Genomic DNA, 16,350 nt, shown 5'->3' with positions numbered 1-16,350 from the left:
CGACGGCGCGAATCGCCGCATTCCTCCAGGGAACCGGCGGCCGATGGAGACACCAGGAGCGCGTTCCGACCCTGCGTGAGGGAACGCCTCAAACAGCGTCGAAACGGGGAAGTGGAAGCCCGCTGCTACGGTTCCGCCATGCCCGGTGACCTCATGCCGGCCGCCAACCATGGCCGGCCTCCGATGCCCGCGTCCTCGGCTGCTCCCTGGCTCGCTGCCGCGGTGTTCTTCCTCGCCTGCAGCGGGTGGCTTCTCTTCACCCTGGTGCTGGAGGAGGTCCATCTCTCCCACGACCTGAACTCGATCCTGGAGGACGCCGCCATCATCGGTGTTCCCGGGGTAGCCGGTCTCGCCCTCGCTGCCATCGGCCTCAGGCGCTGGACGAAGAAGTAGTCCCGCACGAGCCGCCGAGCAGGATGTGCTGGTGCGCCGGAAGGTCGGCGAGGGTGGTGACCTGGTGCAGGTGGTGGACGCCGGGTGGCAGGCCTGCGGCGATGTGCGCCGCCGCGGCGGCGATGACGGCGGTGGCTTGCGACTGCCCGCGTCCGGTTGCCCACCGCAGGCCTCCGGCGGCCGTACGGGCCAGGGCCACCCAGCCGTCTCCGCCGGGGAAATGCAGTCCGCGCGGGGCGTGGGCGGCGCCGGGTAGCCAGGTCAGCCCGGCCAGGGCGGTGGTCGCCAGCGTCGAGTCCAGTCCGAAGTACGTGCGTACCGGTGCGCCGAGGTCGCGGGTGAGGACGTGCTGGTCGCTGAAGTCCGTCCGGTACAGCCGGCGGCGGCCGTGGCCGGGCAGGTCGAAGCGGCGGGGCCGGCTGTAGTTGCGGACGGGGCCGCCGCTCGCGTCGGCGAAGCGCCGGCCGAGGAGGCGGTAGGACCACGCGGTGGCCGCGGCGCCGTGCCGCTCTCCCGCACCGAGCAGCACGGCGATCTCCACCGGCCCGGGCGCGGCGGCATGGGCGGCGGCCGCGAGCAGGTTGGTCAGCCCGGGCGCGAGACCGACGCTGGCCAGGATCGGTCGCCGTGGACGCAGCCGCTGCAGGGCGGCGACATACGCGGTGGTCGCGGTGACATCGACGAAGGCCGCCCCCGCGTCGGTGACCTCCTGGGCGATAGCCGGGTCCTCGTGGCCGGCGGCGTTGACGACCACCTCCGCGCCCGCCGCGGCCGCCCGCAGAGCGGCCGGATCGGCGAGGTCGACGACGCGTTCGGCTCGTTGCGGGTCGCGGCCGGCGACGATCGGCTCGTCGCCGCGGCGGCGCAGCTCGGCGACGACCCGGGCGCCGACCGCGCCGTAGCCGCCGAGGACGAGGACTCTCACCGGTCGTCACCTCGGCCGTGGTGATCGGACAAGCGCATGGAGGTCCCTTCGGTTGTATGATGCAACTCTGGTGGAGGAGCGTAGCTCGGCATAGTTGCATGACACAACCGTGGGGGTCGTGGGTGGCGGACGAACCGGATCTGCTGGAGCAGGGTCTCGGGTTGCTGTTCCGCCTGCGGGGCGTCCTCGACCCCACCCGGGCGGTCCCGGGCCTGGGCGCCTCCCTGTCGGAGGCGATGGCGTTGCAGGAGCTGCATTCCCGCGGGCCCGCGTCCCAGTCGGAGCTCGGGGAGTTCCTCGGTCTGGAGAAGAGCACGGTCAGCCGTCTGGTCGACGCCCTGACCGTCAAGGGTTGGGTCGTCAAGGAGCGGGACCCGGCAAACCGTCGCTTCGCCCGGGTCCGGCTCACCGACGCGGGCGTGCGGACCACCGCCGGAATCTGCGCGGCGATGCAGGCGCGGCATGAGCGCATCCTGGCCGCGCTGACCCCGGTGGAGCGGAAGGCGGTGGCGGTCGGGCTGACCGCCCTGACGCGGGAGATGGCCGCCGAACTGGACCGCGCCGCCGAGGCCGGCTGAGAGTCCCCGCTGAGATCACACTGGACGAACCTCTCAGCCAGCTCCCAGCCGAACCGTCTTTCCCCACCGGTGCGGCATATGGCAGGTTGAGGCAGCGGGACCGTCATCGGGCAAGGGGATCGAAACATGGCAGTTGATGCGGTGCATCCTGTGGACCTTCACCGCCGAGGATGCGCGGCATGAGGCGTCCGGGTTCGACCTGCGCCGCCATGGTCGCCGCGCTCGCCGCTGGATTGCTGATCTCCCCTGCCCCTGCCTCCGCCGGCAGCTCGCTCGAGGTCGGCGGGCTCACCCGGTTCAAGGCGATCCCGTCCGCACCGTGCCAACCCGACGGTGTCGCAGGGGTCGACACGGTCATCGCGGACCGGCTGCGGCCGTTGATGAACGGCCGGCGGCTCGGTGCGGCCGTGACCGGCTACCACATCTCCTGTGCCCGCGCCATCGTGAGCAACGTGCGGACCCGCGGGCTGGACGAGCGGGCGGCGGTGATCGCCGTGACCGCGGCCATCGCCGAAAGCACTCTGCACAACTACACCGTCGCCGTCGACCATGACAGCCTGGGGCTCTTCCAGCAGCGCCCGTCGCAGGGTTGGGGCCAGCCCGGCCAGCTCACGGACCCACGCCATGCCACCCTCGCGTTCGTCAACGCGATGATCCGCAAGCACCCGGGGGACGGCTGGCGGACCGGCGACATCGGACAGATCTGCCAGCGGGTGCAGGGCTCGGCCTTTCCGCTGGCGTACGCCCCGGAGGCCCACGACGCGCAATTGATCGTGGGCGCGCTGTGGCCGCTCAAGGACAACCCGGCCGCCGCCTCGGCCCGGCCGAAGAACGCGCCGGCGTCGCCGAAGAAGCCGGCCGGGCCGTTCCAGCGTTCCCTGATGGCGACCGCGACCGGACAGGGCCCGACGGACACCCGGCACGACATGTCCGTGGCCGATTGGAACGGCGATCGCCGCCCCGACCTGGTGGTGGTGCAACGCTCGGGAACCGGCAGCGGCCGCACCGAACTGTACATCCTGGACGCGACCTCGGCACTGCCCAACCAGGCGTCGAGCTTCCAGCATCTGCTGTTGCACACGGGCACCGCGCTGGGCCCGACGGACGAGCGCCACGCATTCTCGATGGCGGACTGGAACGGCGACGGCCGCCTCGATCTGGTGGTGATCCAGAGGTCGGGCGCGGCGAGCGGCCGGACCGAGGTGCGGGTCATCGACGGCGCCGCGGGCTTCCAGCGCTATCTGCTCGAAACCAGCACCGCCCTGGGCGTGATGGACCAGCGGGACACGCTGTCGACGGCGGACTGGAACGGCGACGGCCGCCTCGACCTCGTGGTGGTGCAGAAGTCCGGCACGAAGAGCGGCAGGACCGAGGTGCGGGTCCTGGACGGTGCCACGAACTTCCAGGGCTACCTGCAGGAGACCGTGACCGCGTTGCCCGCGACCGACGAGCGGCACGCATCGTCGCTCGCGGACTGGAACGGCGACGGCCGCCTCGACCTCGTGGTGGTGCAGAAGTCCGGCACGAAGAGCGGCAGGACCGAGGTGCGGGTCCTGAACGGCGCGTCGGGCTTCGGGCGTCAGCTCGTCCAGGCCGGCACCGCCTGGGGCGCGACGGACGAGCGGCACACGTTCTCCACCGCGGACTGGAACGGCGACGGCCGCCTCGACCTGATGATGGTGCAGAAGTCCGGCACGAAGAGCGGCCGCACCGAGGCTCAGGTCCTCGCCGGATAGAGAACTGCCAGGATCCGGCCGAGTCTCGCGATCATGTCTTCCGCGGTCTGCTCCGGGTGATGTTGCCACCATGCGACGGCGGCGCTCACGGTCCCGTACCACAGGTGGATGGCGAGATCGGCATCCAGCGGTTCGCCGGCCTGTGCGGTGTGGAGGACCTCGCCGACGCCGACCGCTCCCATCCGGTTGAGCTCCCGCCGGTATCCGGTGGCTGCGTCGTGGAGCGGGCCCTCGGCCGGCAGGGTCGAGTCGTAGATGAGCGCCCAGTCGTGCACGCGTGACTCGAGGGCCCGGAAGATGGCCTCGAGAGTGCGTGCGGCGCGGGTGATGTCCCACGGTCCCTCCTGGGCGGCCTGCACGGCGGCGACCAGGCGGGAGCCCGCACGGTCGACACAACTGAGGTAGAGGCCGTCTCTGGACTTGAAGTACTCGTAGATCAGGGGTTTGGTGATCCCGGCCCGCGCCGCGACCTCCGCGGTCGACCCGCGCGCGTAGCCCTTGCCGGCGAACTCCTCCGCCGCCGCGTCCAGGATCAACTGTTCCCGTTCCTTGCGGGGCATGCCCTTGGTGCCCACCGCGCGCGTGAGGTTCTGCTTGCCCATGACTCCACCCTCTGTCAAAGTGACCACTAAGTAACTTACCCTGCGTTCAGATAGGTGGTGCGGCCGTGGGCGGCAAGACGCGTTCGTGGTGGGGATGGGGACACGTCGAGGACGCGGTGGCCGGCCCGGAGCGTGCGGAGCTCACCCGCCGCACCGCGACGATGCTGCCGGGCGCGGACCTGACCGTGCACGAAGCGCCGCCGGTCGAGTCGTTCGGCGTGGGGGCCGGCCGGATCCACGCGCCGCGGGCCATCGCGCCGATCGCCTCGCAGGACGCCCGCGACCGGCTGGCGCACAGTCACGGGCAGGCGTTTCGCGACGTGGTCAGGGCGCTGCTGGGCAAGCTGCCCCACGTGCCCGACCTCGTCCTGCGCCCGTCCTCGGAAGAGCAGGTCGTCCAGGTGCTGGAGTGGTGCACCGACGCGAACCTCGCGGTCATCCCCTTCGGCGGGGGCACCTCGGTGGTGGGAGGCGTCGAGCCCCGGGTGGGTGACGAGTACGCCGGGGTGGTCAGCCTCGACCTGACCTCGATGAACCGGGTCCTGGAGATCGACCCGGTGAGCAGGGCCGCGCTCGTCCAGGCCGGGGTTCTGGGCCCGCACCTGGAGGAGCAGCTCCGGCCCCGGGGCTACACCCTGCGGTTCTTCCCCCAGTCCTTCGAGTTCTCCAGCCTCGGCGGCTGGCTGGCCACCCGGGCCGGTGGCCACTTCGCCACCCAGCTCACCCACATCGACGACCTCACCGAGTCCCTGCGGGTCGTCACCCCCTCCGGCGTCGTCGAGACGCGCCGGCTTCCGGGTTCGGGTGCCGGCCCTTCCCCTGACCGGATGTTCCTCGGCTCCGAGGGGTCGCTCGGCGTCATCACCCAGGCCTGGGTACGGCTCCAGGAGCGGCCCCGATGGCGGGCCGGCGCGTCGGTGAGCTTCGCCGACTACGATGCCGGCGTGCAGGCGGTGCGCGCGTTGTCCCAGTCCGGGCTCCACCCGGCCAACTGCCGGCTCCTGGACCCGATGGAGGCGATGATCAACGCGGGCGCGGCGGCCTCCGTCCTGGTGCTCGGGTTCGAGTCCGCCGACCATCCGGTCACCGCGTGGATGGAGCGGACGCTGGAGCTGTGCCGTGACCACGGCGGGGTCCTGTTCGAGCCGGCGCGGTACACCGACGCCGCCGACCAGGACGCTCGCACGGCAGCCGCCGACACCTGGCGCTCCTCCTTCCTGCGGATGCCGTACCAGCGGGACGCCCTCGCCGCCCAGGGCATGATCGTGGAGACCTTCGAGACCGCGTGTACGTGGGACCGGTTCGACGCCCTGCGCGCGGCGGTCAACGTCGCGGCACAGGACGCCATGGACCAGGTCGGCGCCGTCGGCGTCGTGACCTGCCGCTTCACCCACGTCTACCCCGACGGCCCCGCGCCGTACTTCGGGATCTACGCCGCGGGGCAGTGGGGCAGGACCGTGGAGCAGTGGGATGAGATCAAGATCGCGGTCTCCGATGCGCTGATCGCCGGCGGCGCCACCATCACCCACCATCACGCGGTGGGTCGCGACCATCGGCCCTGGTACGACCGGCAGCGCCCCGACCTGTTCGCTTCCGCACTCCAGGCGGGCAAGGCGGCCCTTGACCCGGCCGGAATCCTCAACCCCGGCGTGGTCGTCGACCCCGTGCGCCAGTGATCGACAGAGACGGGACAGGCATGAGAATCGCGTTCGACGGACACACTCCCTGGGTCGCGCCCACCGCGTGGACGGCACCCACCGCCACGCTCATCGGCCGCGTCCGGATGGGCGAGCAGAGCAGCCTGTGGTACGGCGCCGTGATCCGGGCCGACTGCGAGAGCATCACGGTCGGTGAGCAATCCAACGTCCAGGACGGCTGTGTCCTGCACGCCGATCCCGGCTTCCCCCTGGTCCTGGGAAGCCGGGTCTCCGTGGGCCACAACGCCACCCTGCACGGCTGCACCATCGGCGACGACGTGCTGATCGGAATGGGCGCCACCGTCCTCAACGGCGCCCGGATCGGCAACGGCGTCCTCATCGCCGCCGGCGCGCTCGTGAGCCAGGACGCCGACATCCCCGCCGGCGTGCTGGTCGCCGGCGTGCCCGGAAAGGTCCGCCGCGAGCTCACGCCCGCCGAGCGGGAGGACATCACCGCCAACGCCGTCTCGTACGTCGACCTCGCGGCCGCGCATCAACGGCACGCCACCGCGCCGGCAACGCCGCCGTCCGCGGCGGTTAGCGCGTCGGGCTACTGGGGAGCGGATCAGGCGTACGCCTCGAGCGCCCACAGCGAGTAGCCCCAGCCCGTGCCCCGGGCGACACCCTGCATGCGGAGGTAGCGGCCGTGGGCGGTCAGACCGGTGACGTCGTCCACGCCGCCGTCGCCGCTGGACGTGGCATGGACGGTCGTCCAGGTGCTGCCGTCGTCGGAGGTCTGCAGCCGGTACGCCCTGCCGTACGCGGTCTCCCACCGGAGGATCACCCGGCGGATGCTCTGGGCGGCGCCCAGGTCGACCTGTAGCCATTCGGCGTCGGTGTACGCACTCGACCAGCGGGTGGCGGCCTCGCCGTCCGTCGCGTACGCGGCCGGGAAGGCCGGGGTCTCGACACTGGAGGCCCTGGTCGGCTTGCCCGCGGCGAGGTCGCCGGGCAGGCCGGCCGTCGGATAGCCCGGCGCGCGGCCGATTGTGACGATCATCGATCGGAAGGCGGCGTACGTGGCCACCGCCTTCGGTGTGCCCCAGGTCTGCTGGGCCAGACCCCGCAGGGAGTCACGGATCCCGGCGGCGATCTGCTCCTCGGTCTCGGCGTTCGGGGAGTCGCACCACACGTGGATCGCCGCGCCGGAGTTGCGGGTCGGGTCGGTGATCGTGGTGCCGCCCTCGAACAGGTCGGGGTTCCAGGCCTCGTACAGGAAGGTGACGTCGGGTTTGGGGCCGCCGAGCACGTAATAGGTCGGGTGGTACGCGCTGTTCATGAGCTGATGTCCCCGGCCGGCCAACTGCTGCGGGGTCAGGCCGGAGTTCGTCCAGTGGTCGACGACGATGGTGGGCGCCGGGGTGACGGTACCGTCGCCGGACCTGATTCCGTCGTTCCACATCCGCATCGTCTTGCCGCCGGCCCGCACGATGGCGTTCGCCCAGTTGATGAACCCGTAGTACGTGTCCTTCGCCGTCGCCGTGGGGCCGTAGTGGGCGCGGGCGTACGTCAGCAGTTGCGGGTAGGCGCTGTAGTTCGTCACGTACTCATCGGCACCGAGGTGCCAGAACGGCCCGGGGAACAGCGGCAGGTATTCGTCGATCAGATCACGCATCAGCGTGTACGACCGCTCGTTCGCGAGGTCGATGAAGCCGTGGTTGACCGTGCCGCTGCCGCTGACGAGCTTGAGATCGGGATGCGCGGCCAGGATGGTGTCCATGTGCCCGGGGAAGTCGATCTCGGGCACGATCGTCACGTGGTACTGCGCCGCGAGCGAGATCAGGTCGGCCAGTTCCCGCTTCGTGAGCCGCTGTGCCGAGACGATCTCCGGGTGGCTGCTGGACTCGATCCGGAATCCCAGGTTGTCGGAGAAGTGCAGGTGGAGATAGTTCAGCTTGAGGTAGGCCAGATCCTTGACGTGGTTGCGCAGCCACTGGGCGGTGAAGAACTTGCGGCCGTTGTCGACCATCAGGCCCCGCTCGGCCTTGCTCGGCCAGTCCCGTCCGGTGCCGGCGGGGATCGTCGGGGACTGCTTGATGAGCTGCAGCAGGGAGCGGGTGCCGTAGAAGGCGCCGGTGTCGGTACGCGCATCCACTGTGATCGATGCGCCGACCGTGAGGCGGTAGCCTTCCGTGCCGAGTTGCGTGTCGGTCGAGCCGCCGGACAGCCGGATGTCGCCCGTCCGGGCGGTGGCGCCGGTCACCACCGGAACTGTGCGCCCGGTGAGGTCGCGCAGGTCCGCGGCGAAGGTCACGCCGGACGGTCGGCTGGTGGCGTCCACGAGGATGCGGGTTGCGGCGCCGAAGGTGTACGAGCCGGCGCCGGCGGTCCACTCGCGAAGGGTGGGGATCATCGTGCGGTTCGCCGGTACGCCGGCGTCGGCGGGAGAGTCCGCGATGACGACGCCGATCAGCGCCGACGCGAGCAGGGCGGGCAGGGCGACGGTTCGATGACGCATTGCTGCTCCAATCACCGAGGTGCGCTGTCAGGGGGCGCTGTCAGGGAGGGCGCGCTGTCAGGGGGTCCCCGTGGTGGTGGTGTGTGACCCGGCGCCGGCGGGCATCGTGAGCATGACGCCGAGTTCCTGACGGATGGCGTGGGCGGCGGCGCCCAGCACCGGGCTGCGCTCGCCCAGCGTGGAGAACCGCAGCCGTACGGCCGGGAAGCCCGGCATCGGGCGGACCGCGAGCGTGTCGTTGACCGCCCGCAGCAGCGGTGGGCCGAGCGGATGACCGGCGACCGGCCCGCCGACCACGAACTCGGTGACGTCGAGGCTGGCCGCCAGCAGGGACAGCAACCGGGCCAGCTCCCGCGCGGCGCGCCCGACCCGCTCGCGCAACCCGCGGACCGCGGCGTCGTCGTCGCCGTCGAGGTACCGCGCGATCACGTCGCCGGAGGCGTCACCCACCATGCTCGGCAGGCTGGACACCGTCTCCAGGCAGCCGACCCGGCCACATCGGCACCGCAGCGACAGGCCGGTGTCGACATGACCGATCTCGCCGGCCCGGAACTCCGGCCCGGTGTAGAGCCGCCCATCCAGGACGATGCCCGCGCCGATGCCGGTGCCGATCCAGACCAGGGCCACGGTCGCCGCCGGCTGGCTGGACAGCGCGAACTCCGACAGCGCCACCGCGTTGGCGTCGTTGACGACATGCACGGACGCTCCGCCGCATCCAGCGGAGAGCCGGCGCGCGAACGGCACCATCCGCCAGCCGTAGTTGACGGCCTCCCGGATGACGCCGTCGCCGTCGATGATGCCGGGCAGCGCCACCCCGACGCTGGTGACCACCCCGTCCCGCGGACCCGACAGGCGCCGGACCGCGGCACCGACCGCGGCCACCACGTCGGATCCGTGATGAGGCACGTCGTCCACGGATTGCACAGTGCGGCCGGACAGGGTCAACCGGCTCGCGGCGATCGTCGAGCCACCGACGTGGACGCCGATGAACTGGTGATGGTCGCTGAGCGCGAGCAGCATCCGCGGCTTGCCGCCCCGGGAGCCGCCCGGGCCCACCTGACGAACGAGCCGCCGCTTCAGCAGCGTGTCCACGATGGCCGAGACCGTCGCCGCCGGCAGCCCCGTCCGCAGGGCGATGTCGATGCGCGCGAGCTCCCCTTCGCCGGCCGCGACCGCCTGCAGCACCAGCACGTCGTTACGCGCCCGAAGCGACTGCCTCGTGCCCTTCTGCGCGTCACGAAGCTGTGTCACAGGCCGTCCTGCCACTTTGTTCGCTCACCGGCGTTACTTGGTGGTAGACGCTACAACGCATCGACGTTCATCACCATGAGTGGGCGCTGATCGCGCCGGGATCAGCGCCTTCCTTCGCTGACCGACGTTAGTCAGCCGCTCTTGACGACGGCCTTCCTGCCGGAGGCCTTGACCGTGTACGAGACGGTCTCGTGGGTCCACGGGTTCGTCGCGTACACCCGCACGCCGCGGCTGATGTCCTTCACCTTGATCATCTTCAGGCCGGCGCGGTTGTTGTTGTTGGTCGCGGTCGCCCAGGAGCGGACGATCTTGCGTAGGGCCGCCACCTTCACCGTACGGCCCTGTGCCGTCCGGCTTGTATCCGCCGCGGCCTCGGACGCGACATGCTTCACGGCGGCCCGCATGGCCAGATAGGCCATACCCTGGTCCCACACCTTCTCGCTGATCGCCGTCGGCAGCGTCGCCTGCGGCACGCCGTAGGCATAGGTCAGTGTCACGGAGAGGCCGTCGGAGCCGACCAGGACCTCGGCCAGCGTCCCCGCCGGGCCGACCTGCATGGTGAAGGTGGTGCCGTCATCGTCGCTGTACTTGTAGTCGGCGGATCCGTTGTCGTGCACGGTCTTCGTGCCCGCGTAGGCGACGTCCTCGGTCAGCACCTTGGCGAATGTCGGACCGGTCGCCTCGACGTGGTCCTCCAGCTTCAGCGTCGGTTGGGGCTGGAACATGTGCCGGACCGTCGGACGGCCCATCATCCTCACCACGGCCCGGAAGTTCTTGGAGAAGGCCATGTAGGTGTACTTGCCCTTGCCGGCGGCGGCGTACTCGGTGGTGGGGCCGGAGCCGAAGTCCGACTGGTCCACCACGATCCCGCGGCCAGGATCGACGACGTACGAGGTGGAGATCGTCGCCGGGCCGCGGACGGCGGACATGGTGGCCTTCCAGCCGCCCTCCGCCGCGGCCGTCGACGTGGTGGCCACCGTCTTGAGCGCCGCGGCCATCTCGACACCGGACAGCGTGGTGGTGGTGGTGGTGGTGGTGTCGGCGGCGTATGCGGCTCCGGGGGTGGCGACGAGGCCGGCGGCCAGCGTCACGGTGGCCATCAGGAGAGCGGACCGGGACGGACGGAACATGTATCACTCCAGGCAGAAAGGGGGCTCTACGGCTCTACGGCTTCCAGGTGAACGTGGCGGTGGCGCTCCTCGGGCTCCTGCCGCTGTTCGTGCTGACCTGCAGATACGAGGTCCAGGCGGCTTCGTTGGCCACCAGTGCCAGTCCGTACCGGTCGGCGACGGCCTCGTTCGCGCTGATCCGGTCACGGACCGCGGCGTCGATGTCGCGGTCGCACATCTGCAGGAGCTTGTCGACGCCGCCGGCCTTGACCTGCGCCGCGATGGCAGGGGAGCCGGGCCGGTACGAGCGCGGGTCGCCGGCGATCCACGGCCCGGAGCAGGCGAAGCAGGGGGCGATGGCCAGCGCGTCGGCTTCGCGGCCGCTCCTCGGTCGCGGGTCCGGCATGTGCACGTGGCGTCCCTCCGCTCATCCCCGCGACCGCCGACGCGGGATGACCAAGCAGAGCGGGCCTACGGTGCGCGGCAGGGAGCGCGACGGTTGCAGGACGGTTGCCGGCGATACGCGCACCGGACGGCCGACGGACGTTCCTACCGACCAGGACGAGACCGAGTCGAGTGGAGCTCGCGGGCGCCCGTGGTGACGACGGCGCGGTGGCCGAGTCGGCGTGACCGGCCGGCCGTTCGGTGGGTCCGCCGGAGAGCGCCGCGCGTCGAGGGCGTCAACCCGAGCCGGGTTGACGCCCTCGACGGTGGTGCCTGTGCCCGGGGCCTATCCTCCGGGTTGCGGGCGCGGCTGCGTGGGGTTCCGCAGGACGTACTGGCGTCCTGGAGCGCCGTGACTCGCCAGCTCGCCCTGCGCCGGGAGCAGCGGGGCGATCTCCGCTCGCTCGAGCTCGCCGGTGATCTCGATGGTGCTGCCGGCCAGCGCGTCCCAGCCGGACATGCCCTCGACGTAGACCGGTGTGCCCTCGCTCACCAGGAGCACCGCGCCGCCTGCGGCGTCGCCGGCGATGCCGCGCAACGTCACGCGCCGGCCCACGAGGTGGTCGATCGTCACGGGTGAACTCGTGCGAACGTCACCGAGAAGACCTGGCGGTCGAAATCCAGCAGCGGGCGGGAGTAGTGCCTCAGGGTGCTCTGGTAAACCTTCATTCCCGGCTCGGCGTGGTTTGCGTGCCACCAGTTCCCGGTGCCTTCGTCCAGCCAGCCATAGTCGAAATTGACATATCCCGGCTTGGCCACGTAGCGATATTCCGTCATATCCACCTGGTCGGTCACCGGGTCCGGACGAAACGCGCGTTCGGCCTGCTCATCCGTCCACGACGGGTTCTGCTTGGAGTAGAAGCGCTTCGAGAAAATGACGGCCGTCCACTGCGAAGTCGGGCCGCTGGGCAACGAGCGCGTGACATTGTCGATCTGGCTCAGCAGGGGGTGCTGCTCGACGGCGCTGACGAACTGGGAACTGGTCGGATTGGTGGCCAGGATGTCGTTGATGGCATCCTGCACGTTGCGGGCGGTGGGGAACGTGCCGAACGACATACCGAGCGGCGGGTTGATGTTCCCGCGTTCCAGGTTGACGGTGGTGACGCCGATGCATCCCCTGGCCAGGGCCTGCTTCTCGGTCTCGGTCATCGGCCGGCCGTACTTGTTCTCGAAGAGCTCGATGAATGCCGGCACCGACCAGGTCTTGGTGCTGACTCCCGGGGGCAGGGCCGGTGCCAGGGGCGCCAGTTCCACGGCGGTGGCCGCGTTGGCATTCGCCAGAGACCTTTCCGCGGGCTGCACTTCGGCGATCGGCCGCTGAGTCGCGCTCACCGCCGGAGCCGGCGTCCGCGGATCGGACTCGGTGGCGAGCGCGGGAACCGCGCCCGACATGGCGAGACCAATTCCGGTTACAAAGATGACAGACAATCTACCGAGGCCCTTTGCCATCGATACCTCCCTATCTATGCGGAAGGAACTTACACCGGCGCGGCGGGGCCATTGCGCCGAGGGGGTGCGTCTTGGGGCCGGGTTTGTCGCGTACGCTTGCGCATTCGGTTTACCAATCCGAGGATTCCCTGGATTGGCCGTAGTGAATGGCGGCGTCGCCTGAGAAGCGCGGACGCGGGAGGCGGCGCAGCGCCCGGATCCGGAGCGCTGCGCCGCCTCCCGCGGGCGTCGAGATGGTCGTCAGCGGCCGGTGGACCTCCCGTCGCGGCGCTGGATGGGCAGGACGTTGTCGGTGACGGTGGCGATCCGTCCGCCGGGTCCGGCGGCACGGCGGCGTGGCATGTCGGCGCCCAGCACCGGCCACTGTGCAGAGTCGAGCCCGAGTCCGGCGGCGACTTCTTCGGTGTGGGGTAGTGCGCGTCGGGGTCTTGATTCCATGACCAGGGCGCGGCTGAGCCGTGGTCGACGATCAGCAGCAGCCCGCCGGGGACGAGCGTGTGCGCGGCGGTGCGCAGCCCGCAGAGCTGCTCACCCTCTTCGGCGCCCAGGGCGAGCGCGCCCACCTGTCGCCTTCCCCGACACTGCCCCGCGGCGCACGCCCCCGGATCTAGCGGGCGTGCGCTGCGGACGGGTCAGGCTAGGGCCGGATAGTCGGTGTAACCGCGGTGGTCGCCGCCGAAGAAGGCGGCCGGGTCGGGAGTGTTGAACGGGCCGCCGGCGGCGAGGCGTACGGGAAGATCGGGGTTGGCCAGGAAGAGGGCGCCGAAGGCGATGAGGTCCGCTGTGCCGTCCTCGATCAGCTCCAGCGCCTCGGGCCCGGTCACCGCCGGAAGGGTGAAGGGGTTGAGGATGAACGTGGTAGGCCATTCCTTGCGCAGCCGGCGCGTCAGATCGCGGTCGGAACTCTCGACCAGGTGCAGGTAGGCCAGGCCCAGCGGAGCAAGCCGGTCGACCAGCGCGGCGTAGACGGCGTCCGTGTCCTCCTCGACGATGTCGTTGTACGGGTTGCTCGGCGAGATGCGGAAGCCGACCCGTTCCCCGCCGATGGCCTCGGCGACGGCGGCCGCAACCTCGGCGCCGAATCGGATGCGACCCTCGACGGTGCCACCCCAGGCGTCGGTGCGCCGGTTGGCGTTGGCCGACAGGAACTGGTGGACCAGGTAGCCGTTGGCGCCGTGGATCTCGACGCCGTCGAACCCGGCGGCGATCGCGTGGCGAGCCGCCGTCGCGAAGTCGCGGATCGTCTCCGTGATCTCCTGCTCGGTCAGCTCCTTCGGCGTGGTGAAGTCCTGCGGCCCCTGCTGGGTGAAGATCTGGCCGGCGGGGGCGACCGCGGACGGCCCGACGGGGATCAGGTCGTCCGGCAGCACGGTGGGGTGACTGATGCGTCCCGCGTGCATGAGCTGAGCGAAGATCACGCCACCCTCGGCGTGCACGGCGTCGGTCACCTTGCGCCAGGCGGCGACCTGCCCGTCCGAGTGCAGGCCGGGGGTGTTGGGGTAGCCCTGCCCCGCGACCGACGGCTGGACCCCCTCGGTGATGATCAAACCCGCGCCGGCGCGCTGCGCGTAGTACGTGGCCATCAGGTCCGTCGGTGTCGCGCCGGGGCCGTAGGCGCGGCTCCGCGTCATGGGGGCCATCGCGATGCGGTTGGCCAGGCGCTTGCCGCCCAGCTCGTGCGAGTCGAATGCTGTGGTCATGATCAGTCCCGTCCCGTGAAGTACCTGTCCGAACAAGTAAACCAGCGAAGTGGGGCGCGGGGAACGCTCCGTAATCCACGTCACTCACGGCTATGAACTGGGAATATGTCCGTACGGTAGAATGGCGGCACCGTAATAACTGCTTGCACAATGTTTCAGGCCGCCGAGGAGAGCAAGTGTCAGCCTGTCCCGATCCGGATCTCGCGGGTGGTGCGGCGGTCCCGGCCTGCGCCCGGGGCGGCCCGGTCAGTCACGCGATCTTCCGCGTCGCCCGGCTGCACCGGATGTACGTCGGGCAGCTCCTGCGGCGGGTGGGTCTGCACCCCGGGCAGGAGCTGGTCATGATGCAGCTCTGGGAGCGCGGCCCCCAGCGCCAGGCCGACCTCGTGCGCCTGCTCGACTCGGACGCGGCCACCATGACCCGCACCATCCAGCGCCTGGAGCACGCGGGCTTCGTGCGCCGCTGCCCGTGCGCCAACGACAAGCGCGCCAGCTATATCGAGCCCACCGCCGCGAGCCTCGCCCTGCGCCGCGAGGTCGAGAACATATGGACCGAGCTCGAGGACAAGACCCTCGGCGACCTGAGCGCCGCCGAACGCACCGAAACCCTCCGCGTCCTCGAGCGCATCGAGGGCAATCTCACCCGCGCGACCACCCAGGACGGCTGAGCCCGATCCCGCGCCGGGCCCGGCGCTGTAATCGTTCCGACACTGGCGTCCATTGATCTTCCGGGTGCACCGTCCTACGTGCGAGATCCATGCGCTTCAATGGACAACGGGAGACGAAGACGTGAGTGGTGTGACGACGGGGGACGGTCGCGGCGGCGGGTCGCGACGGGAAGTGCTCCGGGTGACCGGCGGATCGGCGTTCGCCGCTTGTGTCTAGGCATCCTGTCTGGTGTCGATCGCTGCCTTGAAGCCATCAGAAGCGGTCCACTCCTTAGATCATCCCCTCTGCTTGGCAGACTGTGGCGGGCAGAAGATGACGTCGCCAGCTATGACGCGCTCATGGATGGGCATCGCTCTCGTCGCTACAGCACTCGTCGTCCTTGCAGGGTGTCGCGCGGGTACCCCCAGAGCCAGACCGGGCCGCAGAGACAACCTCAGACGGCATGGTGGCCGTCCCTGATCTCGTTGGCGACACCATGGACACCGTCCAGGCCCAACTCAAGGCGGTAGGGCTCTCGGCAAACGCTGCGACGCCGATCGGGGTGAGCGACTGGACGAGCGACGCCGTGGTCCTGAGCACCACGCCGGCCGCTGGCGCGCGGGCCTCTTCCGGCAGCACCGCGAAGATCCTGGAGGCGACGAAGGCGGAAGTCAGCTTCTTCGCGAAGCCGATGCCTGACTTGATCGGGGTGCGCTGGGATGACGTCGCGTCAGGCGACCTTGAGGCTGCGTACTTCTACTTGGACGCGTCTTGGCGCAAGCCGAAGGCCGGCGAGGAGGCGGGAACGATCGTCGCTCAGCAGCCGAAGGCGGGAACGACGCTGCGGATGAGCCAGCCGCTTCAGGTAACGGTTGCCGACCTTGCGCCCGTGGACTCAAAGGACGGCGCTGTTGGTGCAGTGCCTGAGGTCAACGTTCCGGACTTGTGCCGTCGTACCAAGTGGTGCTGGCTCAAGACGCAGTGAAGCCCGGCCCCCTGAGCACACCCCAAGGAACCGGGCTTCGGCCTATCGTACCTGCGTTGGTAGCGCATGATCAGACTGTCGTGGGCGTTTCACCAGGTGAGGCCAGCGGATTTGTCCGAGACGAGGCCGGCGATGGCGTTGATGGTCTCGGGGAGTAACTCGCGGCGGCCGGTGAAGCGTTGCAGGACGCGCCACCATTTCAGCTCCGCGATGGTGTGCTCGACCGCGATCCGTGGCGAGGACTGGCGTTTGCGGTCGTGTTCCCGCGCGGTCTGCTGCTCGGACGGTGCCCCGGGTCGTAGCTTCAACGGCGGCGCGGCGTTGTGTAGCCGGTATGACACGGCGTCGCTCTGCCAGGTGTTTTGCCGGCAGGGC

At 70.3% G+C, this 16,350-nt stretch carries 19 protein-coding genes; 8 read left to right on the top strand and 11 right to left on the bottom strand.

The annotated features are described in order from the left end of the window. Window positions 1-138 precede the first annotated feature (138 nt). Window positions 139-393: a hypothetical protein gene (locus EDD30_RS06975; protein WP_143162997.1), complete on the top strand. Its 255-nt coding sequence runs from the start codon at window positions 139-141 to the stop codon at window positions 391-393. On the opposite strand, the gene EDD30_RS06970 is transcribed toward EDD30_RS06975, so the two are convergent. After that, complete coding sequence (locus EDD30_RS06970) at window positions 371-1,318, bottom strand: saccharopine dehydrogenase NADP-binding domain-containing protein (RefSeq protein WP_071808989.1); 948 nt, start codon at window positions 1,316-1,318, stop codon at window positions 371-373. The genes EDD30_RS06975 and EDD30_RS06970 overlap by 23 nt on opposite strands. A 98-nt stretch (window positions 1,319-1,416) precedes the next feature. Here EDD30_RS06970 and EDD30_RS06965 point away from each other — a divergent pair, with 98 nt between their 5' ends. Beyond that, window positions 1,417-1,896, top strand: a complete 480-nt coding sequence (locus EDD30_RS06965) for a MarR family winged helix-turn-helix transcriptional regulator (protein WP_170047670.1) — start codon at window positions 1,417-1,419, stop codon at window positions 1,894-1,896. Window positions 1,897-2,075: 179 nt separating this feature from the next. Further along, window positions 2,076-3,632, top strand: coding sequence for an FG-GAP repeat domain-containing protein (locus EDD30_RS06960; protein ID WP_071808987.1), 1,557 nt, complete (start codon window positions 2,076-2,078; stop codon window positions 3,630-3,632). On the opposite strand, the gene EDD30_RS06955 is transcribed toward EDD30_RS06960, so the two are convergent. Then, a complete protein-coding gene (locus EDD30_RS06955; protein WP_084557524.1) occupies window positions 3,614-4,234 on the bottom strand; it encodes a TetR/AcrR family transcriptional regulator in 621 nt (206 codons plus the stop codon). The genes EDD30_RS06960 and EDD30_RS06955 overlap by 19 nt on opposite strands. A 65-nt stretch (window positions 4,235-4,299) precedes the next feature. Between EDD30_RS06955 and EDD30_RS06950 the strand changes: the two genes are divergently transcribed. Then, window positions 4,300-5,910 (top strand): FAD-binding oxidoreductase, encoded by a 1,611-nt coding sequence (locus tag EDD30_RS06950; protein ID WP_071808986.1) that lies wholly within the window; start codon window positions 4,300-4,302, stop codon window positions 5,908-5,910. A gap of 20 nt (window positions 5,911-5,930) precedes the next feature. Beyond that, window positions 5,931-6,530 carry a gamma carbonic anhydrase family protein gene (locus tag EDD30_RS06945; RefSeq protein ID WP_071808985.1) on the top strand — a complete coding sequence of 200 codons (600 nt, stop codon included), beginning with the start codon at window positions 5,931-5,933 and terminating at the stop codon, window positions 6,528-6,530. On the opposite strand, the gene EDD30_RS06940 is transcribed toward EDD30_RS06945, so the two are convergent. The 7 genes from EDD30_RS06940 to EDD30_RS06910 all read right to left on the bottom strand — a co-directional run bounded on the left by EDD30_RS06940 (window position 6,497) and on the right by EDD30_RS06910 (window position 13,080). Then, on the bottom strand, window positions 6,497-8,389 hold the full coding sequence (locus EDD30_RS06940; protein ID WP_071808984.1) for a family 20 glycosylhydrolase: 1,893 nt from the start codon (window positions 8,387-8,389) through the stop codon (window positions 6,497-6,499). The two genes, EDD30_RS06945 and EDD30_RS06940, sit on opposite strands and share 34 nt — an antisense overlap. Before the next feature lie 57 nt (window positions 8,390-8,446). Further along, entirely contained in the window at window positions 8,447-9,640 is a 1,194-nt protein-coding gene (locus tag EDD30_RS06935) for an ROK family transcriptional regulator (RefSeq protein WP_170047668.1), read from the bottom strand. Window positions 9,641-9,771: 131 nt separating this feature from the next. After that, a complete protein-coding gene (locus EDD30_RS06930) occupies window positions 9,772-10,740 on the bottom strand; it encodes a hypothetical protein (RefSeq protein WP_143162996.1) in 969 nt (322 codons plus the stop codon). Between the two features lie 64 nt (window positions 10,741-10,804). After that, on the bottom strand, window positions 10,805-11,155 hold the full coding sequence (locus EDD30_RS06925) for a hypothetical protein (RefSeq protein ID WP_123678121.1): 351 nt from the start codon (window positions 11,153-11,155) through the stop codon (window positions 10,805-10,807). A 324-nt stretch (window positions 11,156-11,479) separates the two neighbouring features. Then, window positions 11,480-11,767 (bottom strand): hypothetical protein, encoded by a 288-nt coding sequence (locus tag EDD30_RS06920; RefSeq protein ID WP_071808980.1) that lies wholly within the window; start codon window positions 11,765-11,767, stop codon window positions 11,480-11,482. Next, window positions 11,764-12,642, bottom strand: a complete 879-nt coding sequence (locus EDD30_RS06915) for a hypothetical protein (protein WP_123678120.1) — start codon at window positions 12,640-12,642, stop codon at window positions 11,764-11,766. Before EDD30_RS06915 ends, EDD30_RS06920 begins: the two co-directional genes overlap by 4 nt. Window positions 12,643-12,882: 240 nt before the next feature. After that, window positions 12,883-13,080, bottom strand: coding sequence for a hypothetical protein (locus tag EDD30_RS06910; protein ID WP_211278010.1), 198 nt, complete (start codon window positions 13,078-13,080; stop codon window positions 12,883-12,885). Window positions 13,081-13,100: 20 nt separating this feature from the next. Here EDD30_RS06910 and EDD30_RS06905 point away from each other — a divergent pair, with 20 nt between their 5' ends. Next, entirely contained in the window at window positions 13,101-13,253 is a 153-nt protein-coding gene (locus EDD30_RS06905) for a hypothetical protein (protein ID WP_211278009.1), read from the top strand. Between the two features lie 21 nt (window positions 13,254-13,274). On the opposite strand, the gene EDD30_RS06900 is transcribed toward EDD30_RS06905, so the two are convergent. Beyond that, window positions 13,275-14,342 (bottom strand): alkene reductase, encoded by a 1,068-nt coding sequence (locus EDD30_RS06900; RefSeq protein ID WP_071808978.1) that lies wholly within the window; start codon window positions 14,340-14,342, stop codon window positions 13,275-13,277. Window positions 14,343-14,518: 176 nt separating this feature from the next. Here EDD30_RS06900 and EDD30_RS06895 point away from each other — a divergent pair, with 176 nt between their 5' ends. Both EDD30_RS06895 and EDD30_RS06890 read left to right on the top strand, forming a co-directional pair. Beyond that, window positions 14,519-15,010 (top strand): MarR family winged helix-turn-helix transcriptional regulator, encoded by a 492-nt coding sequence (locus tag EDD30_RS06895; protein WP_071808977.1) that lies wholly within the window; start codon window positions 14,519-14,521, stop codon window positions 15,008-15,010. Between the two features lie 443 nt (window positions 15,011-15,453). Further along, entirely contained in the window at window positions 15,454-15,975 is a 522-nt protein-coding gene (locus EDD30_RS06890) for a PASTA domain-containing protein (protein ID WP_084557516.1), read from the top strand. Between the two features lie 89 nt (window positions 15,976-16,064). Here EDD30_RS06890 and EDD30_RS06885 read toward each other — a convergent pair whose 3' ends face one another. Beyond that, window positions 16,065-16,316: a hypothetical protein gene (locus tag EDD30_RS06885; protein WP_071808975.1), complete on the bottom strand. Its 252-nt coding sequence runs from the start codon at window positions 16,314-16,316 to the stop codon at window positions 16,065-16,067. Window positions 16,317-16,350: the final 34 nt, after the last annotated feature.

The organism is Couchioplanes caeruleus (assembly GCF_003751945.1).
GTDB lineage: Bacteria > Actinomycetota > Actinomycetes > Mycobacteriales > Micromonosporaceae > Actinoplanes > Actinoplanes caeruleus.
The sequence above is the reverse complement of the archived record's forward strand: the minus strand, read 5'-3'. Positions and strand labels throughout refer to the sequence as shown.

Excerpts from the sequence above, each read along its gene's own strand:
- EDD30_RS06975 (WP_143162997.1), top strand. The coding sequence starts at position 139 with ATGCCCGGTGACCTCATGCCGGCCGCCAACCATGGCCGGCCTCCGATG.
- EDD30_RS06965 (WP_170047670.1), top strand. The coding sequence starts at position 1,417 with ATGACACAACCGTGGGGGTCGTGGGTGGCGGACGAACCGGATCTGCTG.
- EDD30_RS06960 (WP_071808987.1), top strand. The coding sequence starts at position 2,076 with ATGAGGCGTCCGGGTTCGACCTGCGCCGCCATGGTCGCCGCGCTCGCC.
- EDD30_RS06955 (WP_084557524.1), bottom strand. The coding sequence starts at position 4,234 with ATGGGCAAGCAGAACCTCACGCGCGCGGTGGGCACCAAGGGCATGCCC.
- EDD30_RS06945 (WP_071808985.1), top strand. The coding sequence starts at position 5,931 with ATGAGAATCGCGTTCGACGGACACACTCCCTGGGTCGCGCCCACCGCG.
- EDD30_RS06940 (WP_071808984.1), bottom strand. The coding sequence starts at position 8,389 with ATGCGTCATCGAACCGTCGCCCTGCCCGCCCTGCTCGCGTCGGCGCTG.
- EDD30_RS06930 (WP_143162996.1), bottom strand. The coding sequence starts at position 10,740 with ATGGCCACCGTGACGCTGGCCGCCGGCCTCGTCGCCACCCCCGGAGCC.
- EDD30_RS06925 (WP_123678121.1), bottom strand. The coding sequence starts at position 11,155 with ATGCCGGACCCGCGACCGAGGAGCGGCCGCGAAGCCGACGCGCTGGCC.
- EDD30_RS06915 (WP_123678120.1), bottom strand. The coding sequence starts at position 12,642 with ATGGCAAAGGGCCTCGGTAGATTGTCTGTCATCTTTGTAACCGGAATT.
- EDD30_RS06910 (WP_211278010.1), bottom strand. The coding sequence starts at position 13,080 with ATGGAATCAAGACCCCGACGCGCACTACCCCACACCGAAGAAGTCGCC.
- EDD30_RS06900 (WP_071808978.1), bottom strand. The coding sequence starts at position 14,342 with ATGACCACAGCATTCGACTCGCACGAGCTGGGCGGCAAGCGCCTGGCC.
- EDD30_RS06890 (WP_084557516.1), top strand. The coding sequence starts at position 15,454 with ATGGTGGCCGTCCCTGATCTCGTTGGCGACACCATGGACACCGTCCAG.